The 23,018-nt window shown below is 40.6% G+C and carries 15 protein-coding genes and 1 pseudogene; 10 read left to right on the top strand and 6 right to left on the bottom strand.

Annotated features, from left to right (window positions below; translation table 11 throughout):
* The first annotated feature begins 15 nt into the window (after positions 1-15).
* The 3 genes from QM460_RS04245 to QM460_RS04235 all read left to right on the top strand — a co-directional run bounded on the left by QM460_RS04245 (position 16) and on the right by QM460_RS04235 (position 3,202).
* Positions 16-1,026: an ABC transporter substrate-binding protein gene (locus tag QM460_RS04245; RefSeq protein WP_414289329.1), complete on the top strand. Its 1,011-nt coding sequence runs from the start codon at positions 16-18 to the stop codon at positions 1,024-1,026.
* Complete coding sequence (locus tag QM460_RS04240; RefSeq protein WP_414289328.1) at positions 1,007-1,702, top strand: alpha/beta hydrolase-fold protein; 696 nt, start codon at positions 1,007-1,009, stop codon at positions 1,700-1,702. The genes QM460_RS04245 and QM460_RS04240 overlap by 20 nt, the downstream gene beginning before the upstream one ends.
* 156 nt (positions 1,703-1,858) lie before the next feature.
* The gene (locus QM460_RS04235; protein ID WP_414289327.1) at positions 1,859-3,202 is read left to right on the top strand and encodes a DEAD/DEAH box helicase; all 1,344 of its coding nucleotides are present in this window, start codon (positions 1,859-1,861) and stop codon (positions 3,200-3,202) included.
* A gap of 292 nt (positions 3,203-3,494) precedes the next feature.
* Here QM460_RS04235 and guaA read toward each other — a convergent pair whose 3' ends face one another.
* Positions 3,495-5,057, bottom strand: a complete 1,563-nt coding sequence (guaA, locus tag QM460_RS04230; RefSeq protein ID WP_004253965.1) for a glutamine-hydrolyzing GMP synthase — start codon at positions 5,055-5,057, stop codon at positions 3,495-3,497.
* Between the two features lie 140 nt (positions 5,058-5,197).
* Here guaA and QM460_RS04225 point away from each other — a divergent pair, with 140 nt between their 5' ends.
* Positions 5,198-5,896, top strand: a complete 699-nt coding sequence (locus QM460_RS04225) for a GntR family transcriptional regulator (protein WP_049494919.1) — start codon at positions 5,198-5,200, stop codon at positions 5,894-5,896.
* A 236-nt stretch (positions 5,897-6,132) separates the two neighbouring features.
* Positions 6,133-7,323, top strand: coding sequence for a methionine adenosyltransferase (metK, locus tag QM460_RS04220; protein ID WP_000003967.1), 1,191 nt, complete (start codon positions 6,133-6,135; stop codon positions 7,321-7,323).
* A 34-nt stretch (positions 7,324-7,357) separates the two neighbouring features.
* On the opposite strand, the gene QM460_RS04215 is transcribed toward metK, so the two are convergent.
* The 5 genes from QM460_RS04215 to QM460_RS04195 form a co-directional block, all read right to left on the bottom strand.
* Positions 7,358-7,990, bottom strand: coding sequence for a GNAT family N-acetyltransferase (locus tag QM460_RS04215; protein ID WP_414289326.1), 633 nt, complete (start codon positions 7,988-7,990; stop codon positions 7,358-7,360).
* A 227-nt stretch (positions 7,991-8,217) separates the two neighbouring features.
* The gene (locus QM460_RS04210; RefSeq protein ID WP_060955508.1) at positions 8,218-8,517 is read right to left on the bottom strand and encodes a DUF1827 family protein; all 300 of its coding nucleotides are present in this window, start codon (positions 8,515-8,517) and stop codon (positions 8,218-8,220) included.
* Positions 8,518-8,580: 63 nt separating this feature from the next.
* Positions 8,581-9,030 (bottom strand): NUDIX hydrolase, encoded by a 450-nt coding sequence (locus QM460_RS04205; protein WP_414289325.1) that lies wholly within the window; start codon positions 9,028-9,030, stop codon positions 8,581-8,583.
* A gap of 121 nt (positions 9,031-9,151) precedes the next feature.
* Complete coding sequence (locus tag QM460_RS04200; RefSeq protein ID WP_414289324.1) at positions 9,152-11,371, bottom strand: AAA family ATPase; 2,220 nt, start codon at positions 11,369-11,371, stop codon at positions 9,152-9,154.
* A gap of 396 nt (positions 11,372-11,767) precedes the next feature.
* Entirely contained in the window at positions 11,768-11,998 is a 231-nt protein-coding gene (locus QM460_RS04195; RefSeq protein ID WP_000443576.1) for a DUF1797 family protein, read from the bottom strand.
* Positions 11,999-12,193: 195 nt separating this feature from the next.
* On the opposite strand from QM460_RS04195, the gene QM460_RS04190 reads away from it, so the two are divergent.
* The 5 genes and pseudogenes from QM460_RS04190 to QM460_RS04170 form a co-directional block, all read left to right on the top strand.
* Entirely contained in the window at positions 12,194-12,877 is a 684-nt protein-coding gene (locus tag QM460_RS04190) for an amino acid ABC transporter permease (RefSeq protein ID WP_006147032.1), read from the top strand.
* Positions 12,877-13,611 (top strand): amino acid ABC transporter ATP-binding protein, encoded by a 735-nt coding sequence (locus tag QM460_RS04185; protein ID WP_414289323.1) that lies wholly within the window; start codon positions 12,877-12,879, stop codon positions 13,609-13,611. The genes QM460_RS04190 and QM460_RS04185 overlap by 1 nt, the downstream gene beginning before the upstream one ends.
* A gap of 132 nt (positions 13,612-13,743) precedes the next feature.
* The gene (locus QM460_RS04180; RefSeq protein ID WP_045762889.1) at positions 13,744-14,598 is read left to right on the top strand and encodes a bifunctional methylenetetrahydrofolate dehydrogenase/methenyltetrahydrofolate cyclohydrolase; all 855 of its coding nucleotides are present in this window, start codon (positions 13,744-13,746) and stop codon (positions 14,596-14,598) included.
* Positions 14,599-14,835: 237 nt separating this feature from the next.
* Entirely contained in the window at positions 14,836-22,683 is a 7,848-nt protein-coding gene (locus tag QM460_RS04175; RefSeq protein WP_414289322.1) for an SIALI-17 repeat-containing surface protein, read from the top strand.
* Positions 22,684-22,853: 170 nt separating this feature from the next.
* A pseudogene (locus QM460_RS04170) lies at positions 22,854-22,922 on the top strand (YSIRK-type signal peptide-containing protein); the annotation flags it as partial.
* Between the last annotated feature and the right edge of the window lie 96 nt (positions 22,923-23,018).

Raw genomic sequence — 23,018 nt, 5'->3', positions numbered from 1 at the left:
AAAGGAAAACAAAACATGAAAAAATCACTCAGTATTTTGCTCCTAACAGTAGCTACCTTAACTTTAGCAGCTTGTGGAAATAGTACAACAGAAAAAGCTACCACACAATCAAGCACAGAGACAAGTCAAAAATCTACTACAGAAACCAGCTATCCCGTAACCATCAAAACTTATGATGCCAAAGGAAACGAAGTCGAACAAGTCTTTGAAAAGGCTCCTGAAAAGGTCATCACTAACAATCTTTCAACAACAGAAATCCTACTTGAACTTGGTTTGAAGGATAAAATTGCTGGTATGCTCAATCCTGATAATGCCGTAACTGGTAAATACAAGAAAGCCATTGAAGCTATCCCTCATATTGGGGATAAAAAATCAGTCTCACAAGAAACAGTTCTTTCTTATGAACCAGATGCCTTGATGGGCCGCAACATGATGTTTTCTGAAAAGTCAATGGGAACTATCAGTGCTTGGAATGAAAATAAAATCCCTGTTTATACGCAAAAAGCCTCACTTTCAACTATCCAACAGGATTTGGGAAATATCGTAGAAGACGTGAAGAATCTTGGTACCATTTTCAATGTCCAAGACAAGGCAAACCAATACGCAGAGCAATTGCAAGCTAAAATCGATGCGGTTAAAAAAGCCAATCCAGAAACACAGGGTGAAAAGAAAAAAGCTTTGATTATGGTTGCTTATAACGATGAAACCTTCGGTGCCTACAAGTCAGCCCTTCAAGAAAGTTTGCTCAACCAACTTGGTTACACAAATGTCGCAACAGGAACATCTGGCTTGACCTTGGAAAACTTAGTATCAATGGATCCAGAGTTGATTATTTACGTAACCAGCGACCGCAATCAAAAGTTGGATGAAAAAGCAGTGGATTTGATGAAGGCAAATGCTGTTTTGGAAAATGTCCCAGCAATCAAGAATCAAAAAATCATGACCATCTCTTATGATGAGTTGATGGACTACGGTCCAGCAGTGATTGATTCACTTGAAAAAATCAATGACTTTATCAAGAAATAAGGAGTTTAACTGGGAAGGGATTCAGGTTAGGGTCAGCCTTCCTTCAAACTATGACTCTAAACAAGCCTACCCATTGATTCTTTTAAATGATGGTGAACTGGACTATTTATCAGACCTATCCCAATTCGTGATTTTGGTGGGTTTGGTTCCAGAAAACCGTCTGGATGACTTTACACCTTGGAAAGCTAGTGCTTTGAAAGAAGGGGCTCCAGATTTTGGTGGGAAGGTAGACCAATACCATCAAAAGATCTTTCAAGGGATTCTAACAACTCTAAAAAAAGACTACTTGATTGATGAAAGTAGGATTGCTTATGGTGGCTATTCACTGGGAGGCCTTGCTGCTGTCTATAGTCTCTATAGTAGTTATCTTCCTGCGACCTGTATCTTTTCTATCTGTGGTTCTTTCTGGTATCCAGACTTTACAGAATTTTGTAGGGAACATGACTTGATACAGAGCCAAAGCCTGATTTATCTACAAAATGGTCAGACAGAAGGTGCCAATCATTCCAATCGTCTGTCTAAGGCTCCTATTTTTGCAAGGGAACTACATAATTTAATTTCAGAAGCAGTTCCCTCAACATATTCCACCTTTGATGCGTATGGGCATCATGAAGCTCTCGACCAACGCTATCAACAGTTTTGTGATTGGCTAATGAAAGAATGGGAGCTTAAATAAAAAAGCGATACTCTCTGTTTATGATGGACAGAGAGTATTTTTCTTGTCTTTATTTGTCTATATTTTGAAATTTTCGTGGGTTTATCTAAATTGAAAGTTTAACTGAAATGCATCAAAATGTGGTATAATGGTAAGATAGATAGAATCGAGGATATTATGTCATTTACGAAATTTAAATTTAAAAAATATATAGAAGAAGCTTTGGAGGAGTTGAAGTTTACGACTCCTACTGAGGTGCAGGATAAGTTGATTCCTATTGTCTTGGCTGGTCGAGACTTGGTCGGTGAATCAAAAACAGGTTCAGGGAAGACTCATACTTTCTTGCTTCCAATTTTCCAACAGTTGGATGAAGAGAGCGACAGTGTACAGGCAGTTATCACAGCTCCTAGTCGTGAGTTAGCAACTCAGATTTACCAAGCCGCTCGTCAAATTGCAGGCCACTCGGATGTAGAAGTACGTGTAGTTAACTACGTTGGTGGAACAGACAAGGCGCGTCAGATTGAAAAACTGACAAGCAACCAACCCCATATTGTCATCGGAACACCTGGTCGTATCTATGATTTGGTAAAATCAGGCGATTTGGCTATCCACAAGGCTAAAACTTTTGTAGTTGATGAAGCCGACATGACCTTGGATATGGGATTCTTGGAAACAGTTGATAAGATTGCAGGAAGTCTTCCAAAAGACTTGCAGTTTATGGTCTTTTCAGCAACTATTCCGCAAAAATTGCAACCATTCTTGAAAAAATACTTGTCTAATCCAGTTATGGAAAAAATCAAGACCAAAACAGTTATCTCAGATACCATTGATAACTGGTTGATTTCGACTAAAGGTCGTGACAAGAATGCCCAGATTTATGAATTGACTCAAGTCATGCAACCATATCTTGCCATGATTTTTGTCAATACTAAGACTCGTGCAGATGAATTGCATACATATTTAACAGCCCAAGGCTTGAAGGTTGCTAAGATTCATGGAGATATTGCTCCTCGTGAACGCAAACGGATCATGAATCAGGTGAAGAACCTTGATTTTGAGTACATCGTTGCGACTGATTTGGCTGCGCGTGGGATTGATATTGAAGGTGTCAGTCATGTTATCAATGATGCCATTCCACAAGACTTGTCCTTCTTTGTCCACCGTGTTGGACGAACTGGACGTAATGGTCTGCCTGGTACAGCCATTACCCTTTACCAGCCTAGTGACGACTCTGATATTCGTGAGTTAGAGAAATTAGGAATTAAGTTTGTACCTAAGGTGGTTAAAGACGGAGAATTCCAAGATACCTATGACCGCGATCGTCGTGCTAATCGTGAAAAGAAACAGGAAAAACTGGACATTGAAATGATTGGCTTGGTTAAAAAGAAAAAGAAAAAAGTCAAACCAGGATATAAGAAGAAAATCCAGTGGGCTGTCGATGAAAAACGTCGCAAAGCCAAGCGAGCAGAAGGTCGTGCCCGCGGACGAGCAGAGCGAAAAGCTAAGCGCCAGACATTTTAAAAATGAAACAGTAGAACCAAATCGGTTTTACTGTTTTTTTGAGCAATGAAAAGGCTATTTCTTAACATTAAGATTAGTTTTGTGAGATAATACTTCTTACTGTGGTTCAGGCTTGTTCGATAATAGCAGAGTAGTGAGAGGAACGCTATAAAGTTCAATTAAGAAAGAATCAAAATTGTTAAAAGTTCTTAAGGGCAGAAGAAGATTAAGTTTTTTAGTTGTAAAATGTTGTCAAAGTAAAATAAAAAGCCTTAGAAATATTGATTTCTAGGCTTTTTTTAACTTATTTACTCTACTCCCACTCAACGGTTGCAGGTGGTTTACTTGTGATATCGTAGACGATGCGGTTAACGTGGTCAACTTCGTTTACGATACGGACAGAGATTTTTTGGAGAACTTCCCAAGGAATTTTAGCGAAGTCAGCTGTCATTCCATCGATAGAAGTAATGGCACGGATAGCAATGGTGTAGTCATAAGTACGACCATCCCCCATAACACCTACTGAACGAACGCCAGTGTTAACAGTGAAATATTGCCAGATATCGCGGTCAAGACCTGCTTTGGCGATCTCTTCACGAAGGATAGCGTCTGATTCACGAACTGTTTCAAGTTTCTCTTCAGTAATTTCACCCATAACACGGATAGCAAGTCCTGGACCTGGGAATGGTTGGCGCCATACGATGTGGTCTGGCATGCCAAGTTCAGTACCGAGGGCACGAACTTCATCCTTGTAAAGAGTATTTAAAGGCTCGATGAGTTCAAACTGCATATCTTCAGGAAGTCCACCCACGTTGTGGTGAGACTTGATAGTTTGAGCAGTATCCGTACCAGACTCAATCACGTCTGTATAGAGTGTCCCTTGAGCAAGGAATTTCACGTCTGTTAGTTTGCTTGCTTCGTCATCAAAGACATAAACAAATTCGTTACCGATAATCTTCCGTTTTTGTTCAGGATCAGATACACCAGCCAATTTATCAAGGAAACGTTTAGCAGCATCTGCTTTAACAATGTTCAAACCAAACTTACCACCAAGCATATCCATAACTTGGTCAGCTTCACCTTTACGGAGAAGACCGTGGTCTACAAAGATACAGATCAATTGATCCCCGATGGCTTTTTGGAGAAGAACCCCAACAACAGAAGAGTCAACACCACCAGAAAGTCCGAGGAGAACACGTTTGTCTCCAACTTTCTCACGGATTTGTTTGATTTGCATCTCGATGAAGTTATCCATTGTCCAGTCGCCTTTGGCACCACAGATGTTCAAGGCAAAGTTTCGGAGGATATCATAACCGTGTACTGAGTGGCGAACTTCAGGGTGGAATTGGATACCATAGATTTTCTTGTCTGGATTTTCAATAGACGCGTAAGGACAGTCAGCAGAAGTTCCAGTACGGACAAAATCAGCAGGAATTTCTGTAACAGCATCCCCATGGCTCATCAAGACAAGTTGCTCATCTGGAGTACCCGCAAAAAGAGCTGATTCTGTGTGAGTCAATGTTGATTGACCGTATTCACGATTACCAGCATCGCCTGCAGGAACAACCTTACCACCAAGCTTGTGAGTCAATAGCTGCATACCATAGCAGATTCCCAAAATCGGAATTCCAAGTTCAAAAATCTCTGGATCAATATCAAACGATCCTTCTTCGTAAACAGAGTTTGGACCACCTGAAAGTACAATCCCGATAGGATTGATAGCACGGACTTCGTCAGCCGAAATCTTGTGACTTTTTAGTTCTGAAAAGACACCAATCTCACGGATACGACGTGAGATGAGTTGGTTGTACTGGCTACCATAGTCCAGTACGATGATCTTTTCGACATCTTGCAAATCAGTTGAAATGTTGCTCATCTTTTCCCTTTCTTCAAAGAAATATCTTCTTGAATATTCTATCATAAAAGGGTTAGAATTACCAACTAAACAAGTGCGGTTTGACTTTTCCCTATGAGTTACGGTACAATGGAAAAAATAAAGAAAAGAAGTGAGCAAGCATGTTACCAGCTTATATGAAAATCCACGACCAAATCAAGAAAGACATTGATGAGGGAAGTTGGAAAATTGGGGAAAGACTTCCAAGTGAGCGAGATTTAGCAGAAGAATTTGCCGTTAGCCGCATGACCTTACGTCAAGCAATCTCTCTTTTGGTTGAAGAAGGGGTTTTGGAACGACGTGTAGGTAGTGGGACCTTTGTTTCAAGCACACGTGTTCAGGAAAGAATGCGTGGAACAACTAGTTTTACGGAGATTGTTAAAGCTCAAGGGAAAACTCCGTCTAGTCACTTGATTTCTTATCGTCGAACCATTCCAAATGAGCAAGAAGTGGCTAAACTAGGTTTACTGCCAACTGACAATATCATTCGTATGGAGCGTGTTCGTTATGCGGATAAGGTTCCTGTTGTCTATGAAGTGGCGTCGATTCCTGAGAAATTTATCAAAAATTTCAAAAAAGAAGAAGTAACCAAGCACTTCTTTCAAACCTTGCAAGAGCATGGTTATCGAATTGGTAAATCTCACCAGGCCATATACGCACGTTTAGCAAAAGAAAAGATAGCTCATTATTTAGAAGTTGAAAAAGGACATGCTATTTTAGGTTTGACTCAGGTTTCTTACTTTGATGACGGAACGGCTTTTGAGTATGTAAAGAGCCAATACGTCGGAGAACGGTTTGAATTTTATCTAGAAAATAATTAGTTTTAACAATACTCTTGGAGTAAAATTAGATCTACTTTAAGAGTTTTTTATTTGGTTTGGATTAGAAAACATTTTCCTTCTGAGAAAAATAGTAATCATACGAGTATTTTTCAAAGATTCGTGTTATAATAGTTAGGTTATATGGTCCCGATAAGGTGGTAGTGAAGGTCGTTTATCGATTCTCTACCAGTACTTTGTAACTCTATAACGAATATTTTTTAAGGGGGGACATTTTTATGTCAGAACGTAAATTATTCACGTCTGAATCTGTATCTGAGGGGCATCCAGATAAGATTGCAGACCAAATTTCAGATGCTATCTTGGATGCTATTTTAGAGCAAGATCCAGAAGCCCACGTTGCTGCTGAAACAGCTGTTTATACTGGTTCCGTACATGTTTTCGGTGAAATTTCAACCAATGCCTATGTAGATATTAACCGTGTGGTACGTGATACTATTGCAGAGATTGGCTATACTAATACAGAGTATGGATTTTCTGCTGAGACCGTAGGAGTTCACCCATCATTGGTAGAACAATCTCCTGATATCGCTCAAGGGGTTAATGAAGCCTTAGAAGTTCGTGGAAATGCTGATCAAGATCCACTTGATTTGATTGGAGCTGGAGACCAAGGTCTCATGTTTGGTTTTGCGGTTAATGAAACTGAAGAACTCATGCCATTGCCAATCTCACTCAGCCACAAGTTGGTTCGTCGTTTAGCAGAGCTTCGTAAGTCTGGTGAAATCAGCTATCTTCGTCCAGATGCTAAATCTCAAGTTACTGTTGAATATGATGAAAATGACCAACCAGTGCGTGTGGACACTGTCGTTATTTCAACTCAACACGATCCAGAAGTCAGCAATGAACAAATCCATGAGGATGTAATCAACAAGGTCATCAAAGAAGTGATTCCAGCTTCTTATCTTGACGACGAAACTAAATTCTTCATCAATCCAACAGGTCGTTTCGTTATCGGAGGGCCTCAAGGAGACTCAGGTTTGACTGGTCGTAAGATCATCGTGGATACTTATGGCGGATACTCACGCCACGGTGGTGGTGCCTTCTCTGGTAAGGATGCGACTAAGGTTGACCGTTCAGCTTCTTATGCAGCTCGCTACATTGCAAAAAACATCGTTGCAGCAGGACTTGCTAAGAAAGCAGAAGTTCAATTGGCCTACGCAATCGGTGTAGCTCAACCTGTATCTGTTCGTATCGATACCTTTGGTACTGGAACAGTAGCTGAAAGCAAGCTTGAAAAAGCAGCACGTCAAATCTTTGACCTTCGTCCAGCAGGAATCATCCAAATGCTTGATCTCAAACGTCCAATCTACCGTCAAACAGCGGCTTATGGACACATGGGACGTACAGATATCGATCTTCCATGGGAACGCTTGGATAAGGTTGATGCCTTGAAAGAAGCAGTTAAATAAAGTAAAAAGGAGTTGATTTCAACTCCTTTTTTAGTTATTTATTGATAGTCTTTAAAAAAGCCCAGTTCCCAATGGACTTCGTCCCGTACTCTAACTCCATAAAATCTAGCAATACATAATCATTCTTTTTATAGAATGGAACATTTTTTTCTGTACTGGTAATGAGCCCTAAGCGCTTGCAACCCTTGGATTTGACATAAGGCTCGACTGCATCTCTAAGAAAAGCACTGCCCACTCCTTGCCCTTTAAGGGATGGATTGACTGCAAGGAGCATCAAATACCAGTCAAAGCTATTTGATTTTTTCAAATGTTCTTCGGAACGGTCTACTAAATCAAGATACTTCAAAAAATTTCGAGGGCTAATGTAGCGAAACAGTTTTATGATACCATTTAGCAAGTAAGATAGGATAGAAAAATCATTTTGTTGTAATAAGGCGACAGCCAGAATCTCTCCGTCTTGTTCAGCTACTAAACAGGTCTCTTCTTTGATATAGAGGCGAGTCAGGAGACTCTCCAATAATTCTAAAAAAGCAGGATAGTTTTCAGGTTTTTTGAGATCATCTATGATTAGAGTTAAGAATGGATAGTCAAAGAAGCTATCGGATACTACTTTTCCAATTTTTTGGTATTCGTCTATCCTTGCTTTTCTGTATATTAATTTTTCCATTTATGAGCTCCTTTTTTAATGTTACAAAACAATGATAGTAGAATTTGCTATTTTTTTGATTAAAGTACCGAGTTATTACAAAAATAGTACCAAATTTAGTAAGTTGAAGGATTGTTAGAAAACTCTTTCTGTAACACTGAATCCGATTCTAGAATATCGGATTAGACAAACAAAGAACACTCTAAAAAGTTAGAATTTTTAGAGTGTAGTCCAAATATTGCCAAGTTTTATTTTGTAGGGATTGAGATTTCAATCAATTTTTCAGAGTAGAGGGTCTTGATATTAGCTTCATCGATATTTTGCTTGTCAATCTTGCGATTCAAGAAAAATTCTTGGATTTTTTCCATTTCTTGTTCGCGGATAGCACGATGTTTATTGGAAATGAGGATTTCATAATGAAGCGGTGCCTGAGTAAAGATAACATCAGTGTTGCCTGCAGAGTAGACTTCTACGAGTGTAGCGTCGGTACTCTCCAGTTGGCTTTTAACAAGGTTTGAGTGAGAATTAGTAGTGTTGATGAGCTTCATAGGCTTTCCTCCTGTGTTTCTATGTCTATTATAGCACTTTTTGGAAAAATTGGAAAAGTTAATTTAAACTTGATGCTGTTTTTTCCAAGCTTCAATTGCCCATTTGTGACTGCCACGTTTTAAGTTTGAAACAGCTTCATCGATTGGGAACCAAGCTAGGTGATTGAAGTCCTCCAAAGGTTTTTGGATTTCTTGATAAGAAGTAGCTTCGTAGAGATAGGCTGGATTGTAGTAGTAGGTATCGCGATGGCTGGAATAGAAATACTCATCTGCTTGTCCATAATAAGTACCAATCTCAGCTGTAAAACCTAATTCTTCAATCAGTTCTCGTTTGAGAGCTTCAAAATGATCTTCGCCTGCTTCAATCTCGCCACCAGGCAAGAACCATGCACCATTTGGAGCTTGAACGAGGATAATCTTTTCATGTGCTGAGTCAGGGATGACTGCATAAACACCATATCTAGTTTTGTAGGTTACACCCTCTTTTTTTTCTCCAAAGGTTGGATTCGTCATAAATTTCTCCTTTATGTGTGCGCTTTCTTTCTATCATATTAAAGAATGCTCTTACTGTCAAGTAAGAACATTCTTTTAGTATGTGGAATTAGTCATTTGAGTCAACTGTTTCCAATTTATTTTATGATTTAATCATGATTTTACCATTGCTAGTCATGACAGCCTTGAGGTTTTTCTCGCTTGGATTTTCAAGGTAGTAGTCCGTAATGGCATCTTCGATGTAGTCTTGGATGGTACGACGGAGTGGACGAGCTCCCATTTTTGGATCGTAACCAAGGTCTACAAGTTTTTCTTTAACCTTATCTGTTACATCCAAATGGATATTATTACTTGAGAGACGTTTGTTCACATCATCCAACATAAGGTCAACGATTTGAAGGAGATTTTTCTTGCTGAGAGCCTTAAATTCAATAATGCCATCAAAGCGGTTCATGAATTCTGGACTAAAGAAGTTACTGAGTTCACCTAGGACAGAGTTAGTACGCCCTTCTCTAGCTGCACCAAATCCGACGCTTGCTTCTGCTTTTCCTGTACCTGCATTTGAGGTCATGATTATGATGGCATCCTTAAAGCTAACAGTTCGTCCTTGACCATCCGTTAAACGACCATCATCCAAGACTTGAAGGAACATATGCATAACATCTGGATGGGCTTTTTCAACCTCATCCAAGAGGATCAGTGAGTAGGGGTTACGACGAACTTTTTCAGTCAATTGACCTGCTTCATCATAGCCTACGTATCCTGGAGGGGCACCAACGAGTTTAGCCACGCTGTGTTTTTCCATGTATTCACTCATATCAAAGCGAATCATGCTATCAGCAGAACCAAAGAGTTCGATGGCCAGCTGTTTAGAAAGTTCTGTTTTACCGACACCGGTAGGACCAACAAAGAGGAAGCTACCGATTGGACGGTTTGGAGTACCGAGTCCAACACGGTTACGACGGATAGCCTTGGCAATCTTATCAACTGCATCATCTTGACCAATAACATGAGCCTTGAGGTCATCTGCTAGGTTGATCAGTTGAGACTGTTCTTTTTCTTTAAGGTCGCCAACTGGAATATTAGTCTTTTGTTCGATGATGTGTTCAATCGTTTTTTCGCTGATGATTGGGGTATCCTGATCCGTTACCTTAGTCTTTTGCATTTCCTTATATTTAGCAATCTGGTCACGGAAGTAGGCTGCTTTTTCAAAGTCTTCATCGCGGGTTGCTTGTGCCTTGAGATTTTCTGCTTCGATTAAGCGTTGGTCAATGACCTTTGGATCCACAAAATTCAAGGTTAAGTTCATTTTAGAACCAGCTTCATCTAGAAGGTCAATGGCCTTGTCTGGCAAGAAGCGGTCTTGGATGTAGCGATTTGAAAGAGTAGCAGCGGCTTCGATAGCGCCGTCAGTATAATGAACGTGGTGGTAATCTTCGTATTTCTTTTGGATGCCTTTCAGGATAATAATGGTTTCTTCAACAGTTGGTTCGTCAACTTTAACAGGTTGCATACGACGTTCAAGGGCAGCATCTTTTTCGATGATGCGGTATTCATTGAGGGTAGTAGCACCAACTAGTTGTAGTTCGCCACGAGCAAGAGCTGGTTTTAGGATATTGCCTGCATCCATATTCCCTTCTCCTGCTGAACCAGCACCGACAATTTCATGAATTTCGTCAATGAAGAGAATAACATCCTCGCGCTCACGAATTTCTTCCATGAGTTTTTGCATGCGCTCTTCAAACTGACCTCGGATACCTGTTCCTTGAACAAGGCTAACGACATCTAAGCGGATGACTTCTTTACCTTGAAGCTTATGGGGAACATCACCGTCAACAATTTTCTGAGCTAAACCTTCGACAACAGCTGTCTTACCAACACCGGGCTCACCGATGAGGACAGGATTGTTTTTTGTTCTGCGGTTGAGGATTTCAATGACACGGATAATCTCTTCGTCACGGCCAATTACAGGGTCAATATTTCCACGACGGGCAATCTCAGTGACATTGATACCATATTCATCCAAGAGTCCCTTTTCCTGGATTGGTGGTGGTGTTTGAGCAGGACCACGATTTTGGGCACCATAGCCACCATTTCCACCGTATCCACCTCCTGACTGAGTTGGGGGGATATTGTTGTTATTAGAAGAAGGTCTAAAGTTGTTGAGATCGTTAAAGAAGTCTCCAAAGGGATCAAAATCACGGTTGTTTAAATCTGTAATGCCCTTGAATAAGCTATTGTTAGGATCTGTTTTGATAATTTTGTAGCAATTTTGACAAAGGTCGATTTGCTTTTGTTGTCCATTGAGATTGGTATAAAGATGAATCGTTGAGTCATTGATTTTACAGTTTTGACAGAGCATACCGCCACCTCATTTCTTTCTTAGTTTTGACTAAATCTAAAAGGTCAAAAATAGTCAAACAAGTATATAATTTAATTATATCATGATTATTGGGCAATTCAAGTAAAAAGATTGGATACTAGCACTATAAATAGTAGAGCGCTAATCATGAGAAAATCTTGATAGTAAGAAAAAAATCCTATTTGTCATACAAAAAGGATTCTCGTTGGTGAAAGGCGGTGGGACAGAAATCGATAGACAAAGTCTCGATTTCGTAGTCCCAGCCCCGCGAAGATGATTAGGAGTTTTGGGAGTCTAAAAGACGAACGAAAAGTCCAATCAGCTACCGCGTCAAAGTTTGATTGCTAATAAAAAGTGAGGTCGGGATCTTTTGTCCCAACCTCTGTATATCTATTATTAGTATAGAAGTTCGTAAATTTCCATCGCAATCAAGTCGATGCTGTCAAAAGTATATGTTTCACGAGCTTCAACATCACGAAGTGTAAAGATTGGGCCATTTTCTTCATCATGGTTAAAAGCAACTTCAGCTACAACAACTCCCTCGCGCTCAAAGTTACGTTTTAAGTTACCACCATCTTTTGTCATTGCTTCTAGGCGGTTGATGATTCTAACCAAATGTGATTCCATTTTGATTCTCCTCCATTTCTTATCGTTACTATTTTACCATAAAGAGTATCCACTTGACTAGAAAAAACTAAGATTTCTCGCTATTTCTGTTTTCTTTGAAATTTTATTGAAAATAAAAGGAAAAAGATTGCATTTTTATTCAAAACATGTTATACTCATACAAGTTTTAAGTTAGAATTAGAAAGTAGTGGATTTATGAATTTTTCTTTTTTACCTAAATATCTGCCATATTTTAATTATGGTGCTCTCGTAACGGTCTTGATTTCTGTTTTGGTTGTCTTTTTGGGGACAATTTTAGGGATAGTCTTGGCTTTTGCTCAACGTTCTAAAATGAAGCCCTTAGCTTGGCTTGCCAATGTTTATATTTGGATTTTCCGTGGAACACCTATGATGGTACAAATCATGATTGCTTTTGCTCTTATGCACATCAATGCTCCGACAATTCAGATTGGAGTTTTGGGAGTTGATTTTTCACGTTTGATTCCAGGGATTATCATTATCTCTATGAATAGTGGTGCCTATGTATCAGAAACAGTTCGTGCTGGTATCAATGCAGTACCTAAAGGGCAATTAGAGGCGGCTTACTCTCTAGGAATTCGTCCTAAAAATGCTATGCGCTATGTCATCTTGCCACAGGCTATCAAGAATATCTTGCCAGCCTTGGGGAATGAGTTTATTACCATTATCAAGGATAGTTCACTCTTGTCAGCAATCGGTGTTATGGAATTGTGGAATGGAGCTACAACGGTGTCAACAACCACTTACTTGCCTTTAACTCCACTCTTATTTGCAGCCTTTTACTACTTGATTATGACCTCTATCTTGACACTAGCTTTGAAAGCTTTTGAAAATCGTATGGGACAAGGAGAGAAAAAATAATGACTGAAACGCTTATAAAAATTGAGAACCTTCATAAAAACTTTGGGAAGAATGAAGTTTTAAAAGGGATTGATCTTGAAATCAAAAAAGGGGAAGTTGTGGTGATTATCGGACCATCTGGTAGCGGTAAGTCAACCCTCCTTCGCTCTATGAATCTCCTCGAAGAAGCGACAAAAGGAAAGGTTATCTTTGAAGGAGTAGACATTACAGATAAGAAAAACGACCTCTTTGCCATGCGTGAAAAGATGGGAATGGTTTTCCAACAGTTCAATCTCTTCCCCAATATGACAGTGAAGGATAACATCACGCTTTCTCCTATCAAGACCAAAGGGGAAAGTAAGGAAGTTGCTGAGAAGAGAGCGCATGAGCTCTTGGAAAAGGTTGGTTTACCAGATAAGGCAGATGCTTTTCCACAAAGTTTGTCTGGTGGGCAGCAACAACGTATCGCTATTGCTCGTGGTCTTGCCATGGAACCAGATGTCCTACTTTTTGATGAACCGACTTCTGCCCTAGACCCAGAAATGGTAGGGGAAGTACTAGCGGTTATGCAAGAACTTGCTAAGTCAGGAATGACTATGGTCATCGTGACGCATGAGATGGGCTTTGCGCGTGAAGTGGCAGACCGCGTCATCTTTATGGCTGACGGTGTTGTTGTCGAAGATGGAACTCCAGAGCAAGTCTTTGAACAAACCCAAGAACAAAGAACCAAGGATTTCTTGAGTAAGGTTTTGTAAGAATATCATGAAAAGCTCCAAGTGGGCTTTTTCTTATAGTTTCAGACTATAAGGTCTCTTAGGTAAGAAGTGTTAGAGGGACAAGTATTTTTTTGATATAATAGAAGATATTTGTTAGAAAAGAGAAAACACATGACACAGATTATTGATGGCAAGGCTCTTGCAGCCAAGCTACAAGGACAATTGGCTGAAAAGACTGCGAAATTGAAGGAAGAGACAGGTTTGGTGCCTGGTTTGGTGGTTATTTTGGTTGGGGACAATCCAGCCAGTCAGGTTTACGTTCGTAACAAGGAACGTTCAGCGATAGCTGCAGGTTTCCAAAGTGAAGTTGTGCGAGTTCCTGAAACCATTACCCAAGAGGAATTGTTGGACTTGATTGCCAAATACAATCACGATCCAGCTTGGCATGGTATTTTGGTGCAGTTGCCATTACCAAAACACATCGATGAAGAAGCTGTTTTATTGGCTATTGATCCAGAAAAGGACGTGGATGGTTTTCATCCGCTCAACATGGGGCGTCTTTGGTCTGGTCATCCAGTTATGATCCCTTCAACTCCAGCTGGCATCATGGAAATGTTTCATGAGTATGGGATTGAACTAGAAGGTAAGAATGCGGTTGTTATTGGTCGTTCTAATATCGTCGGTAAACCAATGGCCCAGTTGTTATTAGCTAAGAATGCAACTGTAACCTTGACCCACTCACGAACACATAATCTTGCCAAGGTAGCTTCTAAGGCCGATATTCTTGTCGTAGCAATCGGTCGTGCTAAGTTTGTGACTGCTGACTTTGTCAAACCTGGAGCAGTTGTCATTGATGTGGGGATGAACCGAGATGAAAATGGAAAGCTCTGTGGAGATGTTGACTATGATACTGTTGCGCCAATCGCTAGCCATATCACACCTGTACCTGGTGGAGTTGGACCTATGACCATTACTATGTTGATGGAGCAGACTTATCAGGCTGCATTGCGTAGTTTGGATAGATAATACAAGCATTGATTTTATATAGTAAAGAAACAAGTTCTAAAAAATGAACTTGTTTTTTCTTGCACTTATTTTAATAAAATTGCAGTAAAACTTCTACAAATTATTGAAAAAACTCTACTATTTTGATATATTAAAAGCATCAATATTTATATGGATAAAATAAGTAAGCGTCTAGAGGGAGGTTTATTTTTTGGAGTAAAATGTAATCGCTTACTAGAACATTGGAAAGGAACAATAATGGATAAGAGATTTTTTGAAAGACGGTGTCATTATAGTATTCGTAAATTTGCCATTGGTGCAGCTTCAGTTATGATTGGAGCTAGTATATTTGGTCTTCAGGTGGCTCAAGCAGCTGAAACCGAAGCAGCAAGTCCCAGTGAGGAAACAATTCATCAAGTTCAACCTTTAGATAAGCTTCCAGATGAGGTTGCTGCAGCTATTGCAAAAGCTGAGCAAAATGGCCCACAAGATTCCGCTACTGAAAAAGAAAATGATACTGTTGAATCCGCAAAACCAATAACTGAAGAAAAGGTGACTGAGGCAACAAGTCCTAAGGAAGAAAAGGAAGCAGAAGTAGTCAGCCCTAAAGAAGACAAAGTTGAAAAAACTGAGAAACCTGCTGCTGAAGCGAATGGTAAAGAGGCTACAGTTTCAGAAGGAAGTCCTGAAAAGTCAGCAGTTCGAGAAGAACATACTGATACAACTAATCAGAATAAACCTGTAACGGATGATAAAAGCAAGGAAGAAAAAGCTTCTGCAAGTGAATCACCTCAAGCTACAAAAGAGAAGGAAAAAGAAAATCAGCTCCTTGAAGAGAGAAAACAAAATTTTAACAAAGACTGGTATTTTAAATTAAATTCTCAAGGTGATTTTTCAAAGAAAGATGTGGATGTTCATGACTGGTCTAAGTTGAACCTTCCTCATGACTGGAGTATCTATTTTGATTTTGACCACAAGTCTCCTGCCCGAAATGAAGGTGGTCAATTAAACGGGGGTACTGCCTGGTATCGTAAGACCTTCACGGTTGACGAAGCTGCCAAGGACAAGGATGTTCGGATCAACTTTGATGGTGTCTACATGGACTCCAAAGTCTATGTCAATGGTAAATTTGTAGGACACTATCCAAGTGGTTACAATCATTTTTCATACGACATTACTGAATTTTTAAATAAAGATGGCAGTGAGAATACCATTGCGGTCCAAGTTACTAATAAGCAGCCAAGTAGTCGTTGGTACTCAGGAAGCGGTATCTATCGAGATGTGACTTTAAGCTATCGTGATAAGGTACAGGTGGCTGAAAATGGAAACCATATTACCACTCCAAAATTGGCTGAACAAAAAGATGGCAATGTTGAAACACAAATTCAAAGCAAAATCAAAAATACCGCCAAGACTTTAGCCAAGGTATATGTAGAGCAACAGATTTTTACTAAGGAAGGTAAGGCTGTTTCAGATTTGATTCGTTCTGTAACTAAGAGTCTAGCAGGAAATGAGACAGCTGACTTTAAGCAAACGATTTTGGTTAATAAACCAACTCTCTGGACAACAAAAAGCTACCATCCTCAGCTCTATGTTCTAAAAACCAAGGTTTATAATGAAGGGCAGCTAGTTGATGTAACAGAAGATACTTTTGGTTATCGTTATTTCAACTGGACAGCTAAAGAAGGCTTCTCTCTTAATGGCGAGAGAATGAAATTCCATGGAGTTAGTATTCACCATGATAATGGAGCCTTGGGGGCAGAAGAAAACTATAAGGCAACCTACCGTAAATTAAAACTCCTGAAAGATATGGGAGTTAACTCTATCCGTACAACCCACAATCCAGCAAGCCCACAGTTGCTAGATGCTGCGGCGAGTCTAGGACTTTTGGTCCAAGAAGAAGCCTTTGATACTTGGTATCGTGGCAAGAAAACGTATGACTATGGACGTTTCTTTGACCAAGATGCAACTCACCCAGAAGCCAAGAAGGGTGAAAAGTGGTCTGATTTTGACCTCAGAACCATGGTCGAACGTGATAAAAATAATCCATCTATCGTTATGTGGTCACTCGGTAATGAGGTTGATGAGGCTGATGGTGGAGCTCGTTCACTAGAAATAGCCAAGCGTTTAAAAGCTGTCATCAAAGCTATCGATACAGAACGCTATGTGACTATGGGTGAAAATAAATTCAGTCGTGCTTCTACAGGCTTGTTCTTAGAATTAGCAGCAATCATGGATGCTGTAGGTATGAACTATGGAGAGCGATTTTACGATGCTGTTCGTAAAGCCCATCCAGACTGGTTGATTTACGGTTCTGAAACTTCTTCAGCAACTCGAACTCGAGATTCTTATTTTGATCCTGCTCATTTACTCTGGCACGACAATCGTCCAAATCGTCACTATGAACAATCAGACTATGGTAATGATCGTGTAGCCTGGGGTAGAACAGCTACTGAATCTTGGACCTTTGACCGTGATCGTGCTGGCTATGCAGGTCAGTTTATCTGGACTGGTTTCGACTATATCGGGGAACCTACACCATGGCATAACCAAGATAATACACCAGTAAAAAGCTCTTATTTTGGTATCATTGATACGGCAGGCTTGCCTAAGAATGATTTCTATCTCTATCGTAGTGAATGGTATAGTGCCAAAGAAAAACCAACTGTTCGTATCATGCCTCACTGGAATTGGACTGAAGAAACGCTCAAGGAACGTAATATGCTGGTCAATGGTAAGGTTCCAGTTCGGACCTTCTCAAATGCCGCCAGCGTAGAATTGTTCTTGAACAATGAGTCCCTCGGTAAGAAAGAATTTGTTAAGAAAACAACGGAAGATGGTCGCCCTTATCACGAGGGAGCTAAACCAAGTGAATTGTATCTTGAGTGGTTGGTTGACTATAAACCAGGTACCTTAACTGCTATTGCTCGTGATGAAAATGGCAAAGAGATTGCGCGTGATAGTGTGACAACAGCAGGGGAGCCAGCTAGAGTTCGACTCACCAAGGAAGAACATGTCATCACTGCAGACGGAAAAGATTTGTCTTATATCCATTATGAAATCGTTGATGAAGATGGCAATGTTGTTCCAACAGCTAACAATCTTGTTCATTTCAATCTTCATGGGCAAGGACAAATCGTTGGTGTGGACAATGGAGAACAAGCTAGCCGTGAACGCTATAAAGCTCAGAAAGATGGTACTTGGCAAAGAAAAACCTTCAATGGTAAAGGTGTTGTCATTGTAAAATCGACTGAAAAAGAAGGCAAATTCACCCTATATGCGGATTCTGCAGGTTTAGCCTCTGATCATGCAACAGTCACAACCGTTTCAGGCAAGAAAGAAAATCGCCATTTTGTCGCTTTTGTCCCTGTGAAAGCAAGAACTGATGTCAGCGAAAATCCTAAATTGCCAGAGACTGTGATAGCTATTTATAGCGATGGTAGTATCGAAGAAAAAGCTGTGACTTGGGACATCCCAGAAGATCTCCTTTCAAGTGCTGGTGAGAAAAAAGTCCTTGGTAGTGTGGAAGGACTCGAAGCCAAGGCTGAAGCTCTTGTCAAGGTCGTTGCACTCGATAAGTGGTTGCCTAAGGTAGCAACTGTCCCAGTTGGTACAGCTGTTGAAAATTTGGACAAGACTGTTACGGCTGTTTTATCAGATGGTAACTTGGTTGATGCGGATGTCGTTTCTTGGACCTTGAAAGATCCATCTGCCTTGACAAAAGAAGGTGGACGTACTGAAGCAACTGGTAAATTGGAAGGCAATGACTACGAGGTGACAGCAACCTTTATCGCAAGTGATAAGGAAACAGAAAATACTGTTACAGGTCTCACGGTTGGTGACAAGGCTCTCGCTGACTTTGAGTCTGGAAAGACCTACTACCGAGTATCCCTTCCTTATACTGCTAAGATTCCAAGTGTTGGTGCACAAACCACTGGCTATCAGGTAACAGTTCAACAAGCCTCAGCTGCCAATGATTATCAGGCTTCTGTATTTTTGAGTGACCAGAAGGGCGATTTAGTTCAAACTTACTTGATTCAGTTTGTGAAAGAAGCGCCTGCCTTGACACGCTTGGAAGTAAGCGTTGAAGGAAAAGAGACTGCAACAGAAGACCAAGTTCTCCCTTATCATGTCATTGGGCACTACGAAGATGGTACACAAACTGAATTTTCAGCGTCAGATATCCATTTGGAAGTTAAGTCAGCTGATGGTGGACATCTTGAAGTGAACGGCCAGAACTTGCTTCTTTACACGAAAGGTAGTGTAACCCTCACTCCTCGTATTGACAATCAAACTGATAAGACTCAGTCTGTAGCAACTGAACTTGTGATAAAAGAAAATACAGTAGACAAGAAAATTGTTAAGCTTCATCCTGTTTCAATCTCTACAGATATCAATCAGCAACCGAATTTGCCTGATCAAATCGGAGCAGAATTTGATCAGGGCTTGCCTCGTAAGGTAGCTGTAACTTGGGACAAGGTAGATGCCAAAGAACTTGGTTACTATCATAGCTTTACCCTTAAAGGTCATGTCGAAGGTACAGATATTGAAGCTGTAGCAAATGTGACTGTAGAAGGTTTGCAGGTTGCAGAAGAAATCAGCCTCACTCTTCCTAAGGGTGAAACGGTTCAATTACCAGCTAACGTTCGTGCCTACCATTCTAATGGAACAACCGTCTATAAAGATGTGGTTTGGGATAAGGTTCCAGCCGACTTTAGTCAAACTGAAGGTATCTTTGAAATAAAAGGTCAATTAGTGGGTAGTCACTTGACTACCAAGGCTCATGTTCGTATTTCCAGTCAAGTTGTTGCAGGAAATAATATCTCGAAACAATGGACAGGCTCACAATTGCCAGCAGCTATTGTATCCAATACAGGTGGAGATGACTCAGCTAATGCCTTGAACGACCTGACTGTGTCAAGAACGCCAACAGATGTTAAGAATCGATGGACTACATGGCAAACAGGTACAGATAATGATTGGGCGTCTATCTTGTTTGGTAATTCAGGAGATTTGACTAAACGCTTTGTCGACAATCTATCCGTTGATTTCTACACAGATGGTGCAATCGGACTTCCAAAAGAATATGTCATCGAATATTATGTTGGTCAAGAAGTTCCAGATCTTCCAAACGATGTCAATCATGCTCAAGGAGATACCAAGCATCCATTCAACAATGCTGCCAACTGGAAGGCTGTAGAAAATCTTCACGCTCCTGGACAATTATCTGCAGGTCAAACAAACCACTTTACATTTGATAAGGTTGAAACTTATGCTGTTCGTATGCGTATGAAGAAGGCAGATGGAAAGGCTGGTGTTGGTTTAACAGAAATTACTATTTTAGGAAGTAAGGTTCCAAGTGCTACCAGCTCAGAAATTTCTATCCAAGTAGATGGTAAGAAGCTCGAACATTTCAATCCATCTAAGACAGAGTATTATATTCCTCAAGCAAGTAAGGAAATCACTGCAACAGCCAGCAACAATGGTGTGGTGACAGTTGTTCCTGCAACAAGTGAAAAAGGTGCGACACGCCTTATCTTGAAAGCTGAGGATGGAACTGTTCTTAAAGAATATCGTATCTTCCGTGATGACGAAAAAGAGTCAACACAACCAGTAGCTGCAGAAAATAGTGCCCAGACCTTGAATGTTGGCGATCAACTTCAATTGCCTGCCGAGGTAACAGTCTACTATCCATCACAGACTGGCTGGGTTAAAGCTAACCTTGCTGTCCAATGGGATGCAGTTCCAGAACATGCGACTGCCCAAGAAGGTAACTTTGAAGTGCTTGGTCATGTTCTAGGAACAGACTTAACAACCAAGATGCAAGTAACAGTTGTTACAAAAGGTAATCAAGTTATCTCTGAGAATGCAAGCAATAATGCGACAGATTCTAAAGCCTTTGCGTCTACTACAAATGATACACAAGCAGCTTCTCGGGATAAAATTTTCTATATCAACGATGGTCACTTTAACGAAGATGGACGTTGGACTAACTGGTCTCGTACTCCGAAAGACCAAGAAACATCTGTGGGAATTCTCTTTAAGAAGAATGGTCAGATTACACCTCAGTCTGTTGGAAAAGTAGCTATTCAGTTCTTTAAAGACAGTGGAACAGACGCACCAGCGACAATGGTATTAGAAAGATATGTTGGGCCTGCCTATACAGAACCAAGTACCATTTCTCGCTATGAAGAGAATGCGGATCATCCATTTAACAAGGCAGAAAACTGGCAAGAAATTCCTTATAAGGCATCTGGAGAAATCGTGGCTGGTAAGCCAATCGAATTTACCTTTGATCCAATTCAGACAACAGCTATTCGAGCACGCATGACTCGTAAATCGACAACTAATGGTCTAGCAATGGTCGAATTTAGTGCCTACTCTCCTGCTAAAGCAAACGATGTGGAAACTCCTTCAGTGACTATTTCGGTTGCTGGAAAAGCATTGGAAAACTTTGATCCTGCGGTTTCAGATTATACAGTGAACTTAAATGGCACTAAACCACAGGTGACTGCTCAAGCAAGTGGTCACGGTGTGACAACGGTTGTTGAGTCTAGTCAGGATAACCTTCCTAGCCTTGTTCGTCTTCTTGCTAAGGATGGTAGTCTTGTCAAGGAATATCGTATTCACTTCAAGCCTAGTCACCGTATTGTTCCTGAAGAAGGCGACCAAAGTCCTGTTCTCGAACGACCAAGTTTAGAAGTTGTCAAGACCGAAATTCCATTTAAGGAAATTATTCGTGAAAACAATGATTTAGCTCAAGATGAACGTCGTGTAATCTCAGAAGGTAAGAAGGGTGAAAGAGTTGATTATGTTGAGGTTCTAGGATCTAACCGTACCACTGTGCATACAGATACGACTAAGGCGCAAGATCGAGTTGTTGAAGTTAAGGTCAAACCAGCCATCACTACAAGTAAGGGTGATGAGCCAGCACCAGTAGTAGAAGTCCCAGAATTCAAGGGTGGAGTCAATGCTGCAGAAGCAGCTAAGCATGAGTTGCCAGAATACACAGATGCAATCGGGACAGCAGGTGATGAGCCAGCACCAGTAGTAGAAGTCCCAGAATTTGAAGGTGGTGTCAATGCAGTAGAAGCCGCTAAGAATGAATTGCCAGAATACACAGAGGCAATCGGCACGGTAGGTGACGAACCAGCTCCAGTAGTAGAAGTCCCAGAATTTAAGGGTGGTGTCAATGCAGTAGAAGCCGCTAAGAATGAATTGCCAGAATACACAGAGGCACTTGGCACAGTAGGCGACGAGCCAGCACCAGTAGTAGAAGTGCCAGAATTTGAGGGCAGCGTCAATGCAGTAGAAGCCGCTAAAAACGAGTTGCCAGAATACACAGATGTAATCGGCACAGCAGGCGACGAGCCAGCACCAGTAGTAGAAATCCCAGAATTCAAGGGTGGAGTCAATGCAGTAGAGGCCGCTAAGAACGAAGTCCCAGAATTTACAGGTGGCGTCAATGCGCTAGAAGCCGCTAAGAATGAATTACCAGAATACACAGGAACAGTGGCTACAGCTGGAAACGAGCCTGCACCAAGTCTTGTTAAACCAGCCGAAGAGGTCCGAATCTTGACTGATAAGGAAACTGGAGTTCTGGTAGCAGGGCTAACTACAGAGTTGTCTAAAGACCTCAAGCTTCAAGTGCAGAAAGTTCTACGTCAAGAATTAGCTGGTAAACACTATGATGCTTATCAAGTTAAATTGCTGGATAAGGACAACCAAGAAGTTGAACTCAAAGGTGCTGTCCTAGTGAGGTTACCAGTCAAGGGACAGGTTCAAGGAGTTTATCACATGAGCTTAGATCAAGGCTTACAGGTTCAAAAGGTGACGCTAGTAGGTGACATGGTTGAATTTGTCACCAAAGATCTAGGACTTTATGCGATTGTCTATAAAGAACAAAACCAAGAACAAGTAAAACCAGTAGAACAAGCTCATGAACCAGCAGTTAAGGGAGAAAATTTTGAAAATGCTTCAGAGAAAGTAGATTCAGCAAGACTTCCAGAAACAGGTGAAAGTCGATCTGATACAGCTGCCTTCCTAGCAAGTCTCAGTCTTGTTTTATCAGTGGCTTTACTAACTGTTAAACGTAAAGAAAAATAGAGTTTGGAACTCTACATTGTTGATTGATTGTAGAAATACTTGGACTATCCCAGTGGATAGGATCGAAAAATGCTACAACCATATGGAGAGGACCTCTTGGTTCTCTCCATTTTTTAAAATAGGGATGAAACCGCTTAGATGAGTGGTTGGAGGAAAGGAATAGAAGAAAGATGGATCATCAATTTTTTGAGAAACGTTGTCATTATAGCATTCGAAAATTTGCAATAGGAGCAGCCTCTGTTATGGTAGGTGCGAGTATCTTTGGAGCTAGTATGGTACAAGCGGCAGAGACAGAGACTTTGCAGGAAGCAGAAACAAGTCTTACACAGCTTCCA

It is taken from the genome of Streptococcus infantis, from assembly GCF_047464415.1.
GTDB classification, from domain to species: Bacteria; Bacillota; Bacilli; order Lactobacillales; family Streptococcaceae; genus Streptococcus; species Streptococcus infantis_AE.
The sequence above is the reverse complement of the archived record's forward strand: the minus strand, read 5'-3'. Positions and strand labels throughout refer to the sequence as shown.